We start from the raw sequence: 13,987 nt of genomic DNA on the forward strand, positions 1-13,987 counted from the left end.
CCCCCGCCCGATCTGCCTGTCTGCTCAGCGATATAAGTGAAGCGTCCCGGGTTTCCCGGAGGCTCCTATTTGTGAGAAGGAGCTATGATGAACACGATGAGCCAGAGATTTTCGCCTGAGGTGCGGGAGCGTGCAGTCCGAATGGTAGGGGACGGCCTCATCCTCCTGATGAGTTGTAAGCAGTTCGTCGATGAGATCGTTTATGGGCGAGCCTGCTTGGTTTGCGGCGCCTCGCCGAGGGACAAGGCGTTTATGACGAGCACATCATCCCCCGATGGGTCCTCAAACGGTTTGGTTTGTTCGACAAGAAGATGACCTTGTCCGCCGGCAAATTCATCCAACCTGAGATTCTCCAAGAGGGCGTAAGTTCATGCGCGAACTGACCGAGGAATGCCTTCGCATCTTGAACAAGGGTGTCTTCGAGATCACCGATCCCGGCCCACTACATCAGCCGATCCGCAGCTTTTCGATCCGCCGAAACGAAAAGTTGAACCTCATCTTGGAGACTGAAACCGCCCCCAATGCTACGTCGCTGGCGGTCGATCCGCCGCCAGGCTCGGTTCGCTTGACTACTGAGCGGGCTCTCCTCCGCAGTCTAGGCGGCCTCGAAGGGGAGTTTTTCGGGCTAGTGCCCTACAGCCAGCATCGTCGGTCCCATGGTGTGAGTGAGCAGTCCCTAACGGAGCTGGCTCAGGTTCATATCGCCAAGACCAACGACCCTTCCGGGGCGCCCGTGGTATACGTCATCGACTGGCTCGAAAACCTGCCCCAAAGCCCATACATATGGCCCGCGGCTTCCGACGTGGTCGCTAAAACCATTACAACTCGAAGAATTTCGCTCAACGACGGTATAACCATCACGAGCGATACTGAGCGGTTCAGCACCTCGTGGAACTCCGCCAAACTGACCGTGGATGGAATAACCTTTTACGTTTGCGCGCTTGACAGAGAAGACCGGACCGGTGCCATCAAGCCGGGGTGCATTGTTTACGACGGCGCCCCCGATGACGAGTTCCGAAAGAAGGTCCGCACAGGTCTTTCCTTCGCGATGGGCATTTACTTAGTCGATCTCGGAACAACCCACTACGACACCGAATGGAACGTCGTGTCCACATTAGCGCGGAGCGCCTACAGCCTTCGCCGCCATGCCTTCGACATTGAAACCCTCCAGCTCGCGCCGCTCGGCGATCGCTTCTTGAACGAGTTAGGTGCACCCCAGCTAACAAGGGCGATCCAGGCGTTTGTGACTGCGTTTGACGTCCTGGATCTTGCGAACCTGCACTGGGCTTTTTTGCCTGCCTGCGCTGCAACTCCGCATATCGCACCAGCTCACTTCGGCGCGGCGATTGAGGGCTTGCAGAGTGCCTACACCAAAGCCAACCCGAGAATGGTGCGAAAGGGCTGGGCTACACAAGACGAATGGAGCACACTCAAGGCAGCGCTCAGCGACGTCATCGCCGACGCCGCCATCTCCATTGAGGCGAAGACGGCCTTGGAGGCCAAGCTGCCCACCTTCAATGGCATCGATCAGCGTCAGCGGCTGAAGGACATCATGGCCGCCCTGGACCTCGAACTGGGCGAAGACGAGGATGCCGCTTGGCGCCGGCGGAACAAGGCTGCCCACGGCACGCCCATCCCTCAGGGCCAGGAACTGGCGGCGATCCGTGACATGAAGCTGTTGAGAGGGTTGTTCCAGCGCCTACTGCTACGGATCACCAACGCGGCGGATCAGTACATCGACTACTCCTCGCCGAACCACAATTACCGACCTCTGCGGCAAGCGCCGCCGCCGATTGGCTAGAAGCTGTTGAAGCCGATGTCCGCCACCGGCAGGTCAGGAAGTAGTCGTAGAGCGCCGGTGGAGGTAGGTGCTTTTCTTGAGCGCCTTCTCGAGGTTTTTCCACGTGAGTGTCCGGTTTTGCCGATTGTCCTGCACAAAGCCGACCTACCTCTCTCCCCTCAAGTCAGCCGCAACGCAGAGAGACGGCTCCAAGCCTGCGTGAGTTAAAATGTTTCTCGCAAAGAGGGCTAGAGACGATCAGGCTGTCTTTCTGGCAGCAGACGTTCTCCTTGCATGACGTCTGTCGAACATGCCTCGAAAAGACCTTTGCGGGTCTCTTTTGGTGTCTCTACCCTATGTCCGATAATGTAGAAAAATGGACATAGATTTTATGTCGGAAAACTGCGGATTCGTGGTATTCCTTGAGGTTTCTGAACGGCTGTTTGTCTAAGTGCCCATCACGCCCTTCATTTCTCTGAACTATACGTCATTGACTCATTCGCCAATGACGTATAGTTCTTTGTAAATGTCAAAGCTGCAGACCGTTGTCGAACTGCCTGAATTCATAAGGCGGGCAAAAGCCCTAATGTCAGACGACGACCGTATGGCTCTGATTAACATGCTCGCTGCGATGCCAGATGCCGGCATTTCTTTAGGCGGCGGTCTGCGAAAGCTCCGCTTTTCCCGCGCGGGTGGGGGGAAGAGGGGAGGGTACAGAACTCTCTACGTTTTTGGCGGAAGACAGATGCCTCTGTTCCTCCTGACTGTTTTTGCCAAAAACGAGAAGGACAATCTGACGCGATCTGAACAGGCCGCCCTGGTAGAGTTGAGCAAGACGCTTGTTGCGAAATACGGAGAACCATCATGAGCGCTTATAACAGCATTCTGCAGGGGCTGAATGAGGCTCTCGCCTATTCGGAAGCTCCGGTCGAGGACAGCGTGACCCACCAGGTCCGTGTTCCGTCGGTTGACGTGGCGGCCATCAGAACCCGGACCGGGCTCTCCCAGGCACAGTTTGCCAGAAGCATCGGGGTCGCCAAGGGGACCCTTCTGAACTGGGAACATGGCCGTCGTCAGCCAACCGGACCAGCCCAGGTTTTGCTGGCGATGTTGGATAAGCGGCCGTCGCTCGTGAGTGAGCTACTTACTGCGGCTTGCTGAGAAAACACAGGTTCCGATACGCTCGTTCAGATGACCGCTACGAGGGGAAAGCGGTCCGGCCGCTTTGGAGCGCCCGGACAATATTTCCAGCCGTTCGCTCGACAAGCTGTGACAGCTACGCCCCCCCATTGCCGAAATTAAGAGCTGTTGCTTGGCTTCTCTGAAGCGGGCATCGAATGTAGTGCTCACATCTGGGCGGGCAGCACAGACGCCGCCTTGCGCTCGCTATATCTGTCCACGAGATATTCAGCCCTATCGCGCAACAGCCAGGTGAGGCGCACCAACTCCTCCATGACATCAACCACGCGGTCGTAGAGGGGGCCGGGGAGCATCCTCCCTTCGTCATCAAACTGCTTATAGGCCATGGGGACGCTAGATTGATTGGGGATGGTGAACATCCTCATCCACCGGCCAAGAAGACGCAGCGTATTGACCGCGTTGAAGCTCTGGGAGCCGCCCGACACCTGCATCACCGCCAATGTGCGCCCTTGGGTCGGACGGAGCGATCCGACCTCGAGCGGCAGCCAGTCGATCTGGTTCTTGAAGACACTCGTGATGGCACCGTGCCGCTCGGGGCTGCACCAGACCTGCCCCTCAGACCAAAGCGACAGCTCTCGTAACTCGACGACCTTGGGATGCGTGGCTGGCACGCTGTCGGTGACTGGCAAATCGCGCGGATCAAAGATTCTGGTATCGGCACCCATAGCCTGAAGCAGACGCGCGGCCTCCTCGGTCAGCAGCCGGCTGAACGAACGCTCGCGAAGCGAGCCATAAAGCAGCAGGATGCGCGGTGCATGTGTCGCCCGTTCGCCCGGTTCCAGCCTGTTCAGATCGAGCGGTTGCACGATCCGCGCATCGGCCTGCGGGCACCCTTCAAGGGTGATTGATTCTTGCACGCCGGCTATCATGCCACGGGCTCCTTCTCTGGTGCGTTGCGGTCACCGCCGCCCAGTGGGGCCTGCAAGTAGACTGTATCGAGCCACTGTCCGAACTTGCGCCCGACGGCCCGCATGCAACCGGCATGTTCAAATCCTAGCTGTGCGTGGAGCGCAACCGAGCTCGGTTCTCCTCCTCCCACGACCGCGATCATCTGGCGAAATCCCGATGCTTGTGCCTCGACAAGAAGCTCCGCCAGAAGTGCTTTACCGACGCCTTGCCTGAGATGGTTGTGATGAACGTAGATCGAGTTCTCGCACGCAAAGCTGTAGGCGGGGCGATCGCGAAATTGAGTTGCATATGCATAACCGACCACCTGGCTATCTTTTATCGCGATCAGAAACGGCCATTGGCGCGAGTGAACGGATTGGATCTTCTGGATTGTCTCAGCAAGCGTGCGAGGTTCGTAATCGAAACTCGCCGTGCCGTGCCGAACATGATGACCATAAATGTCAGTGATGGCCTCTGCGTCGTCGATCGTGGCGGGACGGATTTCCAAGGTAGGCATGGTCAAAGTCCTTCTGAACAATCAAGACGCGCCAAGGCGGGGAAGCCACAGGGCCAGCGCCGTCAGAGTAAGCAGCAACACAGGTGGCGTTATTAACAGTCCGACCCGCATATATTGCCCCCAAGAGATGCGGATGCCTTTGGTGGCGAGGACGTGCAGCCAGAGCAAGGTCGCAAGACTTCCGATCGGCGTGAATTTCGGCCCGAGATCACAGCCGATGATGTTGGCGTAAGCCATGAGGTCACGCGTGCCCGCCGGCAACCGCTGCGCCTGGTCGATAGACAGGGCTCCGATCAGGACACCCGGCATGTTGTTCATGATCGACGACAGGATGGCCGCCCCAAATCCGGTCGCGACAGCGGCAGGCCAAGCACCGTATGCGGCGAGTTCGGTCAATGCCGAAGCGAGATAGCCCGTCAGGCCCGCATTACGAAGACCGTAGACCACAAGATACATGCCAAGACTGAAGACGACGATCTGCCAGGGCGCACCACGAAGTACCTTGGACAGCGAGATGACATGACCACGACCATCGCGATGCCACCGCCCTGCGATCGCCAACAGTACCAGCGCTGCGGTGGCGGTGACCGCCGACACAGGGACCCCGAACGTCGGCAGGAGGAAGTAGGCTCCAAGAAGGACGCCCAGCAACGGGAATGCCGCGCGGAACACTGCGTGGTCACGGATGACCGACGCGGGGGATTCCAAGGTGGTTACGTCGTATTCACAAGGCACGATCCGGCCAAAGGTGAGCCACAGCACGGCGAGCGTGGCACCGAGAGAGACAAGATCCACTGGCACCATGACGCTCGCGTAGTGACCGAAATGGATGCCGAAGAAGTTCGCACTCACAATGTTGACGAGGTTGGAGATCACCAGCGGCAGGCTCGTCGTGTCGGCGACGAAGCCTGTGCCCACGATGAATGCAAGCGCCGCTGCGGGCGGAAAATCGAGCCGGGCGAGAATGGCAACGACGATCGGCGTCAGCAGCAGGGCCGCACCGTCATTAGCGAACACTGCGGCGATCACGCCACCCAGCATCACGATGAGCGGGAATAATCTGCGGCCGTTGCCACCGCCCCATCGAGCGACATGCAGCGCAGTCCAATGAAAAAATCCCGCCTCGTCGAGCAGCAGCGAAATAATGATGAGGGCGACGAAGGTGAAGGTCGCGTCCCAGACGATGTGCCAAACCGTTGGGATGTCGTGCAAGTGGATGACGCCGAGCGCGAGCGCCACTGCTGCACCTCCCATGGCACTCCACCCGATGCCGAGCCCGCGCGGCTGCCAAATGACGAAGACGAGGGTGACGAGGAAAATGGCGAAAGCCAGCATTTGGAATCTCAGTTCTGCGCGTGCCGCCGCAGGCGCGAATGATCGCGCCGAGCGGAATGCGTCTCAGGAAAGGGCGGCCCTTCCGGCCGATCAGATCACGCGATGACCCTGGGCATCGATGACCCGTTCGCCGTCTTCCTTAGTGAAGGCGCCGCCCTGAGGTGTCGGAAGAATGTCGAGTACCGCCTCCGACGGGCGACATAGCTTCACGCCGAGGGGTGTCACAACGAGCGGCCGGTTGATCAGGATCGGATGCGCCATCATCGCATCCACCAACTGTCCATCCGACAGCGATGGATCTTCGAGACCCAAATCTGCAAGTGGCGTGCCTTTTTCGCGTAAAAGCTGCCTCGGCGTGAGACCGGCGCGGACGATGAGCTGCAGCAGCAACGAACGTGCCGGCGGTGTCTTCAGATACTCGACGATGTGCGGTTCAATACCTGCATTACGGATCATCGCCAGCGTATTGCGCGATGTGCCGCATTCCGGGTTGTGGTTGATCACGACATCGACCGGATGGTCTTCGCTCAACAGCATGGCATCAGTTCCGCAATCAGTGGGGCAGACAACTCTTTGCGTCCCGCGCAGCAGTCTTTGACGAGAAATAATGTAAGCTCGCGCAGGGTATCGAGGTTAGCGCGATAGACAATCAGGCGGCTCTGGCGTTCCGATTTCACAAGTCCGGCGCGGGCAAGGGACGTCAAGTGCACAGACATGGTGTTCTGCGGCACGTTGAGCCGGCGGGCGATTTCACCCGCAGGCAGACCGTCCGGCTCGTGGCGCACGAGCAGGCGGAAAGCATCGAGGCGCGTGTCCTGCGCGAGCGACCCCAGAGAGGCAATGGCGTCGATTTTTTCCATATATCCAGAATGACGGATATAAAGATCGAACGCAATCGCTTTTTGATCGAATTATTAGTCCGCTTTTCCAGCGAGACATCCGACAGCAGACACTCCGGTATCTGACAAACTGAGCCACAAGACACCGTGCTGCTGATGTCCGCTGTCGGGAAAGCTATTCGTTCGCGTGTATGGCCGACATGCGGGCGACTGCGGCCTGTCTGCTCCTGCATTACTGAGCAGACAGGCGGATCAGGGGGGGGAGCAGAATGTCCGGTTTCACCGTCACCGAGCCCTGAAGCGGACATTGCGACACGAGAGCCTGTTGGCCTCTCACGGTCACTCATGCAATCTGGATACCTCCCCATATCGAGCATGGGGCCCGCTCCAGCGATGGTTTAGAAGGTTGCAGACGAAGTCTAATATCCGTAAGATATTGAAATGCTCAATCTAATAACACAGCATTGGTCTCAAATAGTCAGCTTCTTAGCGGGTCTTGCAGGCGGTTCTTTTCTGACCTTGCACATCAAGCGTGAGCAGCGAGCAAAGGGACAGGCTGTGATTTCCGATCAACGCCGCTCCCAGGCGGGAGGGGATATTGTCGGACGCGATAAGGTAACAGCCGCGACGCCAACGCGGCAGTCTCCCAGCGATTCATAGCAATCGCATGATCGGTGGCAGAGATCAGGCCGGCGCCTGCGCGGGAAGCGATCTCGTCGGTCGTGACAAATTGACCAACATCACTGTTGATCTGCGCCGCCCTGCGGGGAGTTCGAAAATTGATGCTCTAAAAGCACGCCTGCTTGCCGAAATAGCAAAGGACGCTCAGGTCGGCGAAATTATCAATGACTTACAACGTTACCACAATCGGCGCCGGTCTATTGACGGTATAGAAGGCTTGGAGCCGAAACTGCACGCCGCGGGCCGTGACGCCGAGATACTAGACGCCTTTGAACAAAAGGAGATGTTTGCGAAACTCCTTGATAAATGGGCCCTTTACGCCTCGGCACAGGAAATTTTTGTGCATCTTCTGTCGTTGGCCGTACATGAATTCCGAATGCAGATACAACCGCTACTCGCTAATCTTGATCGGCAGACCTACAATGATCTTGTTACCAATAGGATTGTCCGGCCATTGATGGATGAAGTCGGAGACTGTCCGCTGAGCATGGATGCTATGGTCACCATGGGGCTATACTACTGGCTGGCCGAGCAGTGCTTCGTACGGTGGCACGCATGATACAACTCACCTATGAACCTGCATTCGATCCTTTGCACTCTACATTCCGTGCGCTTCGATTGAGGCAGGGGCTGAGGACGGGATTGCCCCTCCCTCGTGTTCTGTTCCGTATTCTTGATTTCTACCTTCTATTTCCAGAAAGTTTGAAAAACATAAGGTTGCGCCCTGAACATCGGAGCTTAAAAAATCAGGCTGCTGCGACGAAGCGTGCGGCATCATATGGTCCGCGACCTGAAGACGCGATTCTATTCGAACGCATGCAGCCTTACCAAGATGCAGCAGTGAACACACTTACGCTTCAAGGATTTTTCTCAAACGACGAGTTGGAGGCAGACTGGGTAGTACCTAGCGAGGCAAATGCTCCGACCGCCCTGACCGATCGCCTACTAGCAGTCAATGCTGCGGAGGTAAGTCTGCTGGCTGCACTAAACACATTAGCATCTGATTACCCGCTGGACGGAGTTAACGGGATCAAGCATCGCACCGGATTGTTGGAGTACCGATATGATGCAGTTTGACCCGGCGCTGTTTGTGACCCGCATGGTGATCCAGTCCCATTCCCGTACCGTCTATGATGAGCTGTTTCATTCGGGGCTTAACATCGTTCGTGGTGAGAATGCGTCAGGAAAATCGACGATCCTTAACTTCCTTTTCTATGGTCTCGGAGGCGACCTGTCTGAGTGGAGCGACGCGGCACGGCGTTGCACGCGAGTTATCGTCGAGGCTGAACTTAGTGGAAAGCCCGTCACACTCTCGCGAGAAGTGAGCCAGAGCCCCCGTCAGCCAATGGATGTGTTTGGCGGTCCCTATGAGTTGGCTCGGAAAGCACCCTTAAGTGAATGGCAGCGTTATCCGTATCAACGATCGCAAAGCCGCGAAAGCTTCTCGCAGATGCTTTTCAGGCTTCTCGACCTGCCTGAGGTAAGGACTGAGACCAGCGGCAACGTTACTATCCATCAAGTACTCCGGCTGCTTTATGCCGACCAGTTGTCGCCCATCGATGAACTCTTCCGTTACGAGCCATTCGATTCGGCATTGTTGCGCGATGCAGTAGGACGTCTGCTGTGCGGCGCGTACGACGGATCGCTGTACGAGAACGAGCTTAAGCTGCGTGAGTGCGACAAGGAACTAAACGTTGTTAGTGGCGAGTTGCGCAGTCTGTTTTCCGTCCTCGGGCAAACCGGAGTAAGCCTGACGCGATCCTGGATCGACGCTGAACGGGCGCGCATACTCAACGAACAGAATAAGAATCAAAAAGAAATTGAGGAAGTAGAGGCCAAGCTATTCCAGGCGCCTGACATGGATCAAGTATCACGGTCTGCGTATGGAAAAGCTTACAAAGAAGTGCAGCATTATCAGGAGAAGTTGACGGCTGTAAGGACTCAAAGAGATGCAAACGCTTTAGAAATAGTGGACTCTGATCGATTTATTGCTAGTTTAGAAGAAAAATTGACTGCCCTCGGCGACACGTCATTAGTTGCTGAAGCAATTGGTAATACTCAGTTCCGCTTTTGCCCATCATGTGACGCTCAGCTAAATGAAAGCCACGATGTAAAAAGCTGTCACCTGTGCAAGTCGCCGTTCGATCCTGACCGTTCCAAGCGTCGCATTGCCGCCCAAATCAACGAGATTGTGCTTCAGGTCCGGCAATCACGCTTGTTGCAGGCAGAGCGCATAAAAAGGCTAGAAAACCTGGATCGGCAGTTGACTGAACTCGAAGGGCTCTGGCGAACCGCCTCCGCGCGACTTCGGGAATTGTCCCGCCTGCCATCTTCGGAAGCGCAAGAACATCTGCGGCTTCTACAACGTCAAGCCGGCTATCTTGATCGGCAATTAGAGGACTTGGAGCAACGTGCGAAAATAGTCGATCTCTTAAATGCTTTATCAATGAGAAAAGAAGATTTATCTGCAGAGATTGGTCGTCTACGCATGGCGATCAGCACAGCGCGAGCATCACAGCAATCCAGATTTGAATTTGCAAAGAGAGAGATATCTCAGGAAGTGCTTGGTCTTTTACACGACGACTTGTTGCGTGAAGAGGCTTTTGAAATTTCGAAGCATGTCGAATTCGATTTTGCCGCCAATCGGGTCAAGGTAGACGAACAAAGCTATTTCTCCGCAAGCTCGAGAGCCTATCTAAAGACCAGTTTTGCTGCAGGATTTCTTTTTGCGGCGACGAAAGACAAAATGTTCCGCCATCCACGCTTTTGCATGATAGACATCGTGGAAGACAAGGGAATGGAGCCAGATCGAACCAGAAACCTGCAATTACAGTTGGCTAAAAGGTGCGAAAACGCGACATCGAGGCATCAGCTAATTTTTGCAACCTCTATGATTGCGCCTGAGCTTGAAGATAATGGATTTACAGTAGGCCGGTTTTCTACCCGTCAACATCATACATTACAGTTTTCTGACGTGCAGAAGTAGCTAATTCAGGTGGACGTTTCCGGCGCTTCAGTAGCCGACTTTGAATATTGGACTGTCCTTCAGGCGGTATCCAACGATGATCACAGATGTGTGTCGTCGCGATGTTAGCATGACCGAGCCTTCCTTGGACTTTGGCCGTGTCTGCTGATGTCTTAAATCTAGGCGGAGGCGGCAGGTTAGCTTCCGGCCACCTTCTCGATCGTTACACATCCTATCTTCGTGTTTGGACGGTCGGACAGACAGCACCCTAAACATCCTATGGCCGCAATCCGGATTTCCTGCCCGCACCGGCAACGGCTTGCCGCAGGCGACCCCGGTCCCGAGCAGAATAAACTGCATCCTTGATGTTTCGCAGATCAGGACTGCGGGTCGGCTGTTGAAGAGGAATAATTAACAAGCTCGCATGTGCGTGCAAAACGCTTTGGCCTGAAATCAAAGGTAGGGCTGTCATTGGCCGCGACGTTGGAAATTCATATAACCAAAGCGGGGGAGCGCCGCCGAATCTCCTCGTACTGAGGGCGATATTCGAAGGATCAGACGATTACATGTGGCGTAAATGATAGCAGTCATAGTATCTGGAATCTAATAGCGCTCCAAAATTCAAAGGCATCTTTGTGATTATCTATGCTCGAGGCATCGCAATAATTGAGCACCATGATTCTGGTAAACAATTTGAAATTTACCCTGATGATTTGGATTGGGAGCTGACGGGCAGTGACGATCGTGGCATGGGGACTGAAACCATCTATGAAGCCTTGGTCGAGCATGATGCACTTGGCGATTTGCGTTGGACGGTGTCAGAGTATCCCGTTGGAGTAGAGAATTTTAAGAAAACCGATGTCGGCGAACATCGGATTGTCGAAGATTTCGATTATGGGCTCGAGCATGTGTCCGAGTTTGACGACGACGACCCGGCGACCCTTAGAGATAGGTTTAAAAACAACCCCGGCTTTACGAAGGCACTGACCAAGGCCACGGTAGCCAAATACTTGGTAGACTGGTTCCACTATTTTTACGAAGACCCTGCCAACGAGACACCATACAATAGTCGTGAGGGGGGCTATCTTTACATCAAGGGGGGGCCGTATTCGGCAGAGGAGGAACTTCGGGAAAATTTCGAAGACGTGGTCTCAGAAGATGCCATTCTTGAGGCCGTGGAGGATATCCAGAGCGATGGCCTGTATGATTGGGCACCCTCACATCGACATCCAGCAAGTGCAGAGTTCTATGGTGAAGCGGCTGTAGAAAATTATGTGCAGGATGAATTTTCATTTGAGGGCTTACTCAAAGGGATAGCCCGCGGAAACCGGGGTGTAGGTCTCGGTAGCGAAGAAGAGAAGGCTGTACGCGCCGCAGTTTTGGAGCAAATTGCCGCTCTGAAAGACGACCTTCCCAAGCCCGCAACCCATGGGGGCATCGGCCACAATCAGCCACCTGAAGAATTTGAGCTGCAAGGAGAAGAACTCAAGGAAGTTGCTGAGAGTCTTGATACGATTGAAGTAGAACTTGCCTCAGTTGAGCCAAATGTTGAGACTGTAGCCCAAAAAGCATCGCTTCTCAGGAAGGCGGTTGGTTGGGCCGCGGGCAAAATTGACACGACTGTCGATGCATTCTGCAAATCGTTCGGGACGACTCTTGGCAACACTGCTGGTGTTGCCATTCCTGCCGTACTTCTCGCACTACCTTACTGGGGCAAACTGGCGATGTTGCTCGGAAGCCTGAAAGTATGGCTTTTGCTTGCCTTAGGATTGTGACCCGATTGGGCGCTTTCTGAACATTGGGTCAAATTCAGGTTTCCAAGAAAACCGACTGATAGGCTTTGATTTAGTCATCTCCGCTATCGGGATGCAGGTGGGAATGTCCTATGTCTCACATGAAGGCGACTGCCGCCTGTCTGTTCCTGTATTACTAAACAGACAGGCGGATCAGGGAGAGAGACGATAGTCGGCTATCGATAATGCGAGATCGAAAGCAGCCATTCGCAGCGTGGATTTCTATGACAGCTACCGACCCCAATCACGAGGCATGCTGCCAGCTCTTGAACACGAATTCGAGGCTGTAGCCATCGGGATCGAGCACGTTCGCGGCATAATAACGGAGATCATAATGAAGCCGCGCACCGGGTGCTCCCATGCCTCCACCTGTAGCTTCGGTGGCACCGGCCGCGATCGCTGCAGCGTAGGCGGCATCAACCTGCCCCCGCGTATCCGCGACGAAGCCTATATGAGCAGCTCGTCCTTCGACCACGCCCGGTCGCAGCCAAAAGAAGATGCGTCCCTTGCAACCAAAGCCCTTGAGATCGGGGTGACCGGGAGGAGCGTCCTTGCCATCGTAATCGACACGATCAGTGATGCCGAGCGGCGCGAGTGCCCGCGTGTAGAAGGCGATGGAGCGGTCAAGATCGGCAACAGATAGGAAGACGTGATCGAGCATTTCTGATCTCCTGTTCAGACGACGTAACCGCCGGCGACTTTGATCCTTTGCACTACCTTGACCGCCTGCTCCGGATTGCGGTTATAGGTGAAGATTACGCGGCTACCGCCGGTGATGATCGTGATTTTCATAGGGTGTTCTCCGCTACTTTTCGAGTGACTTGGAGATAGCTGTTGAGCCCATTCGCGGCAGCGCCCGATTCTCCCTCGATTTTGCCTATTCCTGCTTTGCGTTTGCCGCGACCACACGAGAGGCGCACAAGAGGCACATGAAAAACCAGCTTGTAGAACTGCGTCACCTTGCTTCAATCGCCCGGAACAGGCGTACCGAGACCGGTATCCCGCGCGTGGCGATGGTGCAGGGAGCGATACCAGAGCACGAATTGGCAGCGGTCTATGATCCAATGATCAACCTCATCCTGACCGGCAGCAAGGCAATGACGATCGGCGAACGGACAATGCGATACGATCCGGCTAGCTATTTCGTGATGTCGCTGGATCTGCCCGCTGTTGGCGAGGTGTGTCCGGATGCTGTCGGCAATCCCTATCTGGCCGTCAGCCTCACGATCGACCCGCAGATGGTGGGCATGTTGCTTGCCGATCTCGGCCATGTCGCCCCACCGCCGTGTTCGAGTGGGTTCTCGGTAGCGACGGTGACGCCCGAGTTGCTTGATGCGTGGCTGCGGATGCTGCGACTGATCGATAATCCAACCGATATTGCTGCGCTGGCTCCGGCCTACGAACGCGAGATCCTGTACCGGGTGTTGCAGGGACCGCACGGCGCAATGCTGCGCGACATCGCCATGCCCGACACCGCCCTATCGCGCGTCCGGCTCGCCATCCACTGGATCCGCACGAACTTCAAGTTGCCGTTGCGGGTAGAGGCCCTTGCCGAGATTGCCGCAATGAGTGCCTCAGCCTTCCATCGCCACTTCAAGGCTGCGACGGCGATGAGCCCGCTGCAGTTTCAGAAACGTATTCGCCTGCTTCAGGCGCGAATGCTGCTGATAGCCAGCGCCCAAAGCATCGCTGCAGTGGCTTATGAGGTGGGGTACGAAAGCCAGTCCCAGTTTACTCGGGAATATACACGCTTCTTCGGTCAGCCTCCCGCAAGGGACGTGCGTCGAATTCAGCGCGAGCTACGCGACGGCTTGGCCTGACGGTCACCGGTGACCATGAAAATGTCGGCTTTCGGCAAACGCCCCCAACCGCCTGAATGACCGAGATGTAGGCGGAAGCGGACCTGCTGCTTACGCCCTCTTATCGGTCATTTTTGTTGCCCAATGAGTGTCTACTAAGCGGACATAGTTGAAGAAGCTGCTTGACCGC

General features: G+C 55.7%; 14 protein-coding genes. 8 read left to right on the forward strand and 6 right to left on the reverse strand.

Annotation, left to right across the window (positions count from 1 at the left end; genetic code table 11):
• Window positions 1-370 precede the first annotated feature (370 nt).
• From JK213_RS15075 to JK213_RS15085, 3 genes are all read left to right on the forward strand, one after another.
• A complete protein-coding gene (locus tag JK213_RS15075; RefSeq protein ID WP_211571837.1) occupies window positions 371-1,801 on the forward strand; it encodes a hypothetical protein in 1,431 nt (476 codons plus the stop codon).
• Between the two features lie 505 nt (window positions 1,802-2,306).
• Entirely contained in the window at window positions 2,307-2,648 is a 342-nt protein-coding gene (locus JK213_RS15080) for a type II toxin-antitoxin system RelE/ParE family toxin (RefSeq protein WP_211571838.1), read from the forward strand.
• Window positions 2,645-2,941 carry a DNA-binding transcriptional regulator gene (locus JK213_RS15085; protein ID WP_211571839.1) on the forward strand — a complete coding sequence of 99 codons (297 nt, stop codon included), beginning with the start codon at window positions 2,645-2,647 and terminating at the stop codon, window positions 2,939-2,941. The genes JK213_RS15080 and JK213_RS15085 overlap by 4 nt, the downstream gene beginning before the upstream one ends.
• A 185-nt stretch (window positions 2,942-3,126) precedes the next feature.
• Here JK213_RS15085 and arsH read toward each other — a convergent pair whose 3' ends face one another.
• From arsH to JK213_RS15110, 5 genes are all read right to left on the reverse strand, one after another.
• The gene (gene arsH, locus JK213_RS15090; protein WP_211571840.1) at window positions 3,127-3,849 is read right to left on the reverse strand and encodes an arsenical resistance protein ArsH; all 723 of its coding nucleotides are present in this window, start codon (window positions 3,847-3,849) and stop codon (window positions 3,127-3,129) included.
• Complete coding sequence (locus JK213_RS15095) at window positions 3,846-4,385, reverse strand: GNAT family N-acetyltransferase (RefSeq protein ID WP_211571841.1); 540 nt, start codon at window positions 4,383-4,385, stop codon at window positions 3,846-3,848. The genes arsH and JK213_RS15095 overlap by 4 nt, the downstream gene beginning before the upstream one ends.
• Before the next feature lie 21 nt (window positions 4,386-4,406).
• On the reverse strand, window positions 4,407-5,720 hold the full coding sequence (locus JK213_RS15100; RefSeq protein ID WP_211571842.1) for an arsenic transporter: 1,314 nt from the start codon (window positions 5,718-5,720) through the stop codon (window positions 4,407-4,409).
• A 90-nt stretch (window positions 5,721-5,810) separates the two neighbouring features.
• On the reverse strand, window positions 5,811-6,257 hold the full coding sequence (arsC, locus tag JK213_RS15105; protein ID WP_211571843.1) for an arsenate reductase (glutaredoxin): 447 nt from the start codon (window positions 6,255-6,257) through the stop codon (window positions 5,811-5,813).
• On the reverse strand, window positions 6,248-6,580 hold the full coding sequence (locus JK213_RS15110) for a helix-turn-helix transcriptional regulator (RefSeq protein WP_211571844.1): 333 nt from the start codon (window positions 6,578-6,580) through the stop codon (window positions 6,248-6,250). Before JK213_RS15110 ends, arsC begins: the two co-directional genes overlap by 10 nt.
• A 646-nt stretch (window positions 6,581-7,226) precedes the next feature.
• Here JK213_RS15110 and JK213_RS15115 point away from each other — a divergent pair.
• The 4 genes from JK213_RS15115 to JK213_RS15130 all read left to right on the forward strand — a co-directional run bounded on the left by JK213_RS15115 (window position 7,227) and on the right by JK213_RS15130 (window position 11,980).
• Window positions 7,227-7,799, forward strand: a complete 573-nt coding sequence (locus JK213_RS15115; protein ID WP_211571845.1) for an ABC-three component system protein — start codon at window positions 7,227-7,229, stop codon at window positions 7,797-7,799.
• On the forward strand, window positions 7,796-8,317 hold the full coding sequence (locus JK213_RS15120; protein WP_211571846.1) for an ABC-three component system middle component 5: 522 nt from the start codon (window positions 7,796-7,798) through the stop codon (window positions 8,315-8,317). Before JK213_RS15115 ends, JK213_RS15120 begins: the two co-directional genes overlap by 4 nt.
• Window positions 8,304-10,226, forward strand: a complete 1,923-nt coding sequence (locus tag JK213_RS15125; RefSeq protein WP_211571847.1) for an ATP-binding protein — start codon at window positions 8,304-8,306, stop codon at window positions 10,224-10,226. Before JK213_RS15120 ends, JK213_RS15125 begins: the two co-directional genes overlap by 14 nt.
• 614 nt (window positions 10,227-10,840) lie before the next feature.
• Window positions 10,841-11,980, forward strand: coding sequence for a HEPN-associated N-terminal domain-containing protein (locus JK213_RS15130; RefSeq protein WP_211571848.1), 1,140 nt, complete (start codon window positions 10,841-10,843; stop codon window positions 11,978-11,980).
• Window positions 11,981-12,242: 262 nt separating this feature from the next.
• Here JK213_RS15130 and JK213_RS15135 read toward each other — a convergent pair whose 3' ends face one another.
• Window positions 12,243-12,659 carry a VOC family protein gene (locus tag JK213_RS15135; protein WP_211571849.1) on the reverse strand — a complete coding sequence of 139 codons (417 nt, stop codon included), beginning with the start codon at window positions 12,657-12,659 and terminating at the stop codon, window positions 12,243-12,245.
• A 268-nt stretch (window positions 12,660-12,927) separates the two neighbouring features.
• Between JK213_RS15135 and JK213_RS15140 the strand changes: the two genes are divergently transcribed.
• Window positions 12,928-13,818 (forward strand): AraC family transcriptional regulator, encoded by an 891-nt coding sequence (locus JK213_RS15140; protein ID WP_211571850.1) that lies wholly within the window; start codon window positions 12,928-12,930, stop codon window positions 13,816-13,818.
• Window positions 13,819-13,987 lie beyond the last annotated feature (169 nt).

The sequence above is a fragment of the Gluconobacter sp. Dm-44 genome, from assembly GCF_018256175.1.
Taxonomy (GTDB): Bacteria; Pseudomonadota; Alphaproteobacteria; order Acetobacterales; family Acetobacteraceae; genus Gluconobacter; species Gluconobacter cadivus.

Bases quoted from the DNA above. Each gene is read 5' to 3' on its own strand.
- JK213_RS15075 (WP_211571837.1), top strand. From the start codon at position 371: ATGCGCGAACTGACCGAGGAATGCCTTCGCATCTTGAACAAGGGTGTC.
- JK213_RS15080 (WP_211571838.1), top strand. From the start codon at position 2,307: ATGTCAAAGCTGCAGACCGTTGTCGAACTGCCTGAATTCATAAGGCGG.
- JK213_RS15085 (WP_211571839.1), top strand. From the start codon at position 2,645: ATGAGCGCTTATAACAGCATTCTGCAGGGGCTGAATGAGGCTCTCGCC.
- arsH (WP_211571840.1), bottom strand. From the start codon at position 3,849: ATGATAGCCGGCGTGCAAGAATCAATCACCCTTGAAGGGTGCCCGCAG.
- JK213_RS15095 (WP_211571841.1), bottom strand. From the start codon at position 4,385: ATGCCTACCTTGGAAATCCGTCCCGCCACGATCGACGACGCAGAGGCC.
- JK213_RS15100 (WP_211571842.1), bottom strand. From the start codon at position 5,720: ATGCTGGCTTTCGCCATTTTCCTCGTCACCCTCGTCTTCGTCATTTGG.
- arsC (WP_211571843.1), bottom strand. From the start codon at position 6,257: ATGCTGTTGAGCGAAGACCATCCGGTCGATGTCGTGATCAACCACAAC.
- JK213_RS15110 (WP_211571844.1), bottom strand. From the start codon at position 6,580: ATGGAAAAAATCGACGCCATTGCCTCTCTGGGGTCGCTCGCGCAGGAC.
- JK213_RS15115 (WP_211571845.1), top strand. From the start codon at position 7,227: ATGATCGGTGGCAGAGATCAGGCCGGCGCCTGCGCGGGAAGCGATCTC.
- JK213_RS15120 (WP_211571846.1), top strand. From the start codon at position 7,796: ATGATACAACTCACCTATGAACCTGCATTCGATCCTTTGCACTCTACA.
- JK213_RS15125 (WP_211571847.1), top strand. From the start codon at position 8,304: ATGATGCAGTTTGACCCGGCGCTGTTTGTGACCCGCATGGTGATCCAG.
- JK213_RS15135 (WP_211571849.1), bottom strand. From the start codon at position 12,659: ATGCTCGATCACGTCTTCCTATCTGTTGCCGATCTTGACCGCTCCATC.
- JK213_RS15140 (WP_211571850.1), top strand. From the start codon at position 12,928: ATGAAAAACCAGCTTGTAGAACTGCGTCACCTTGCTTCAATCGCCCGG.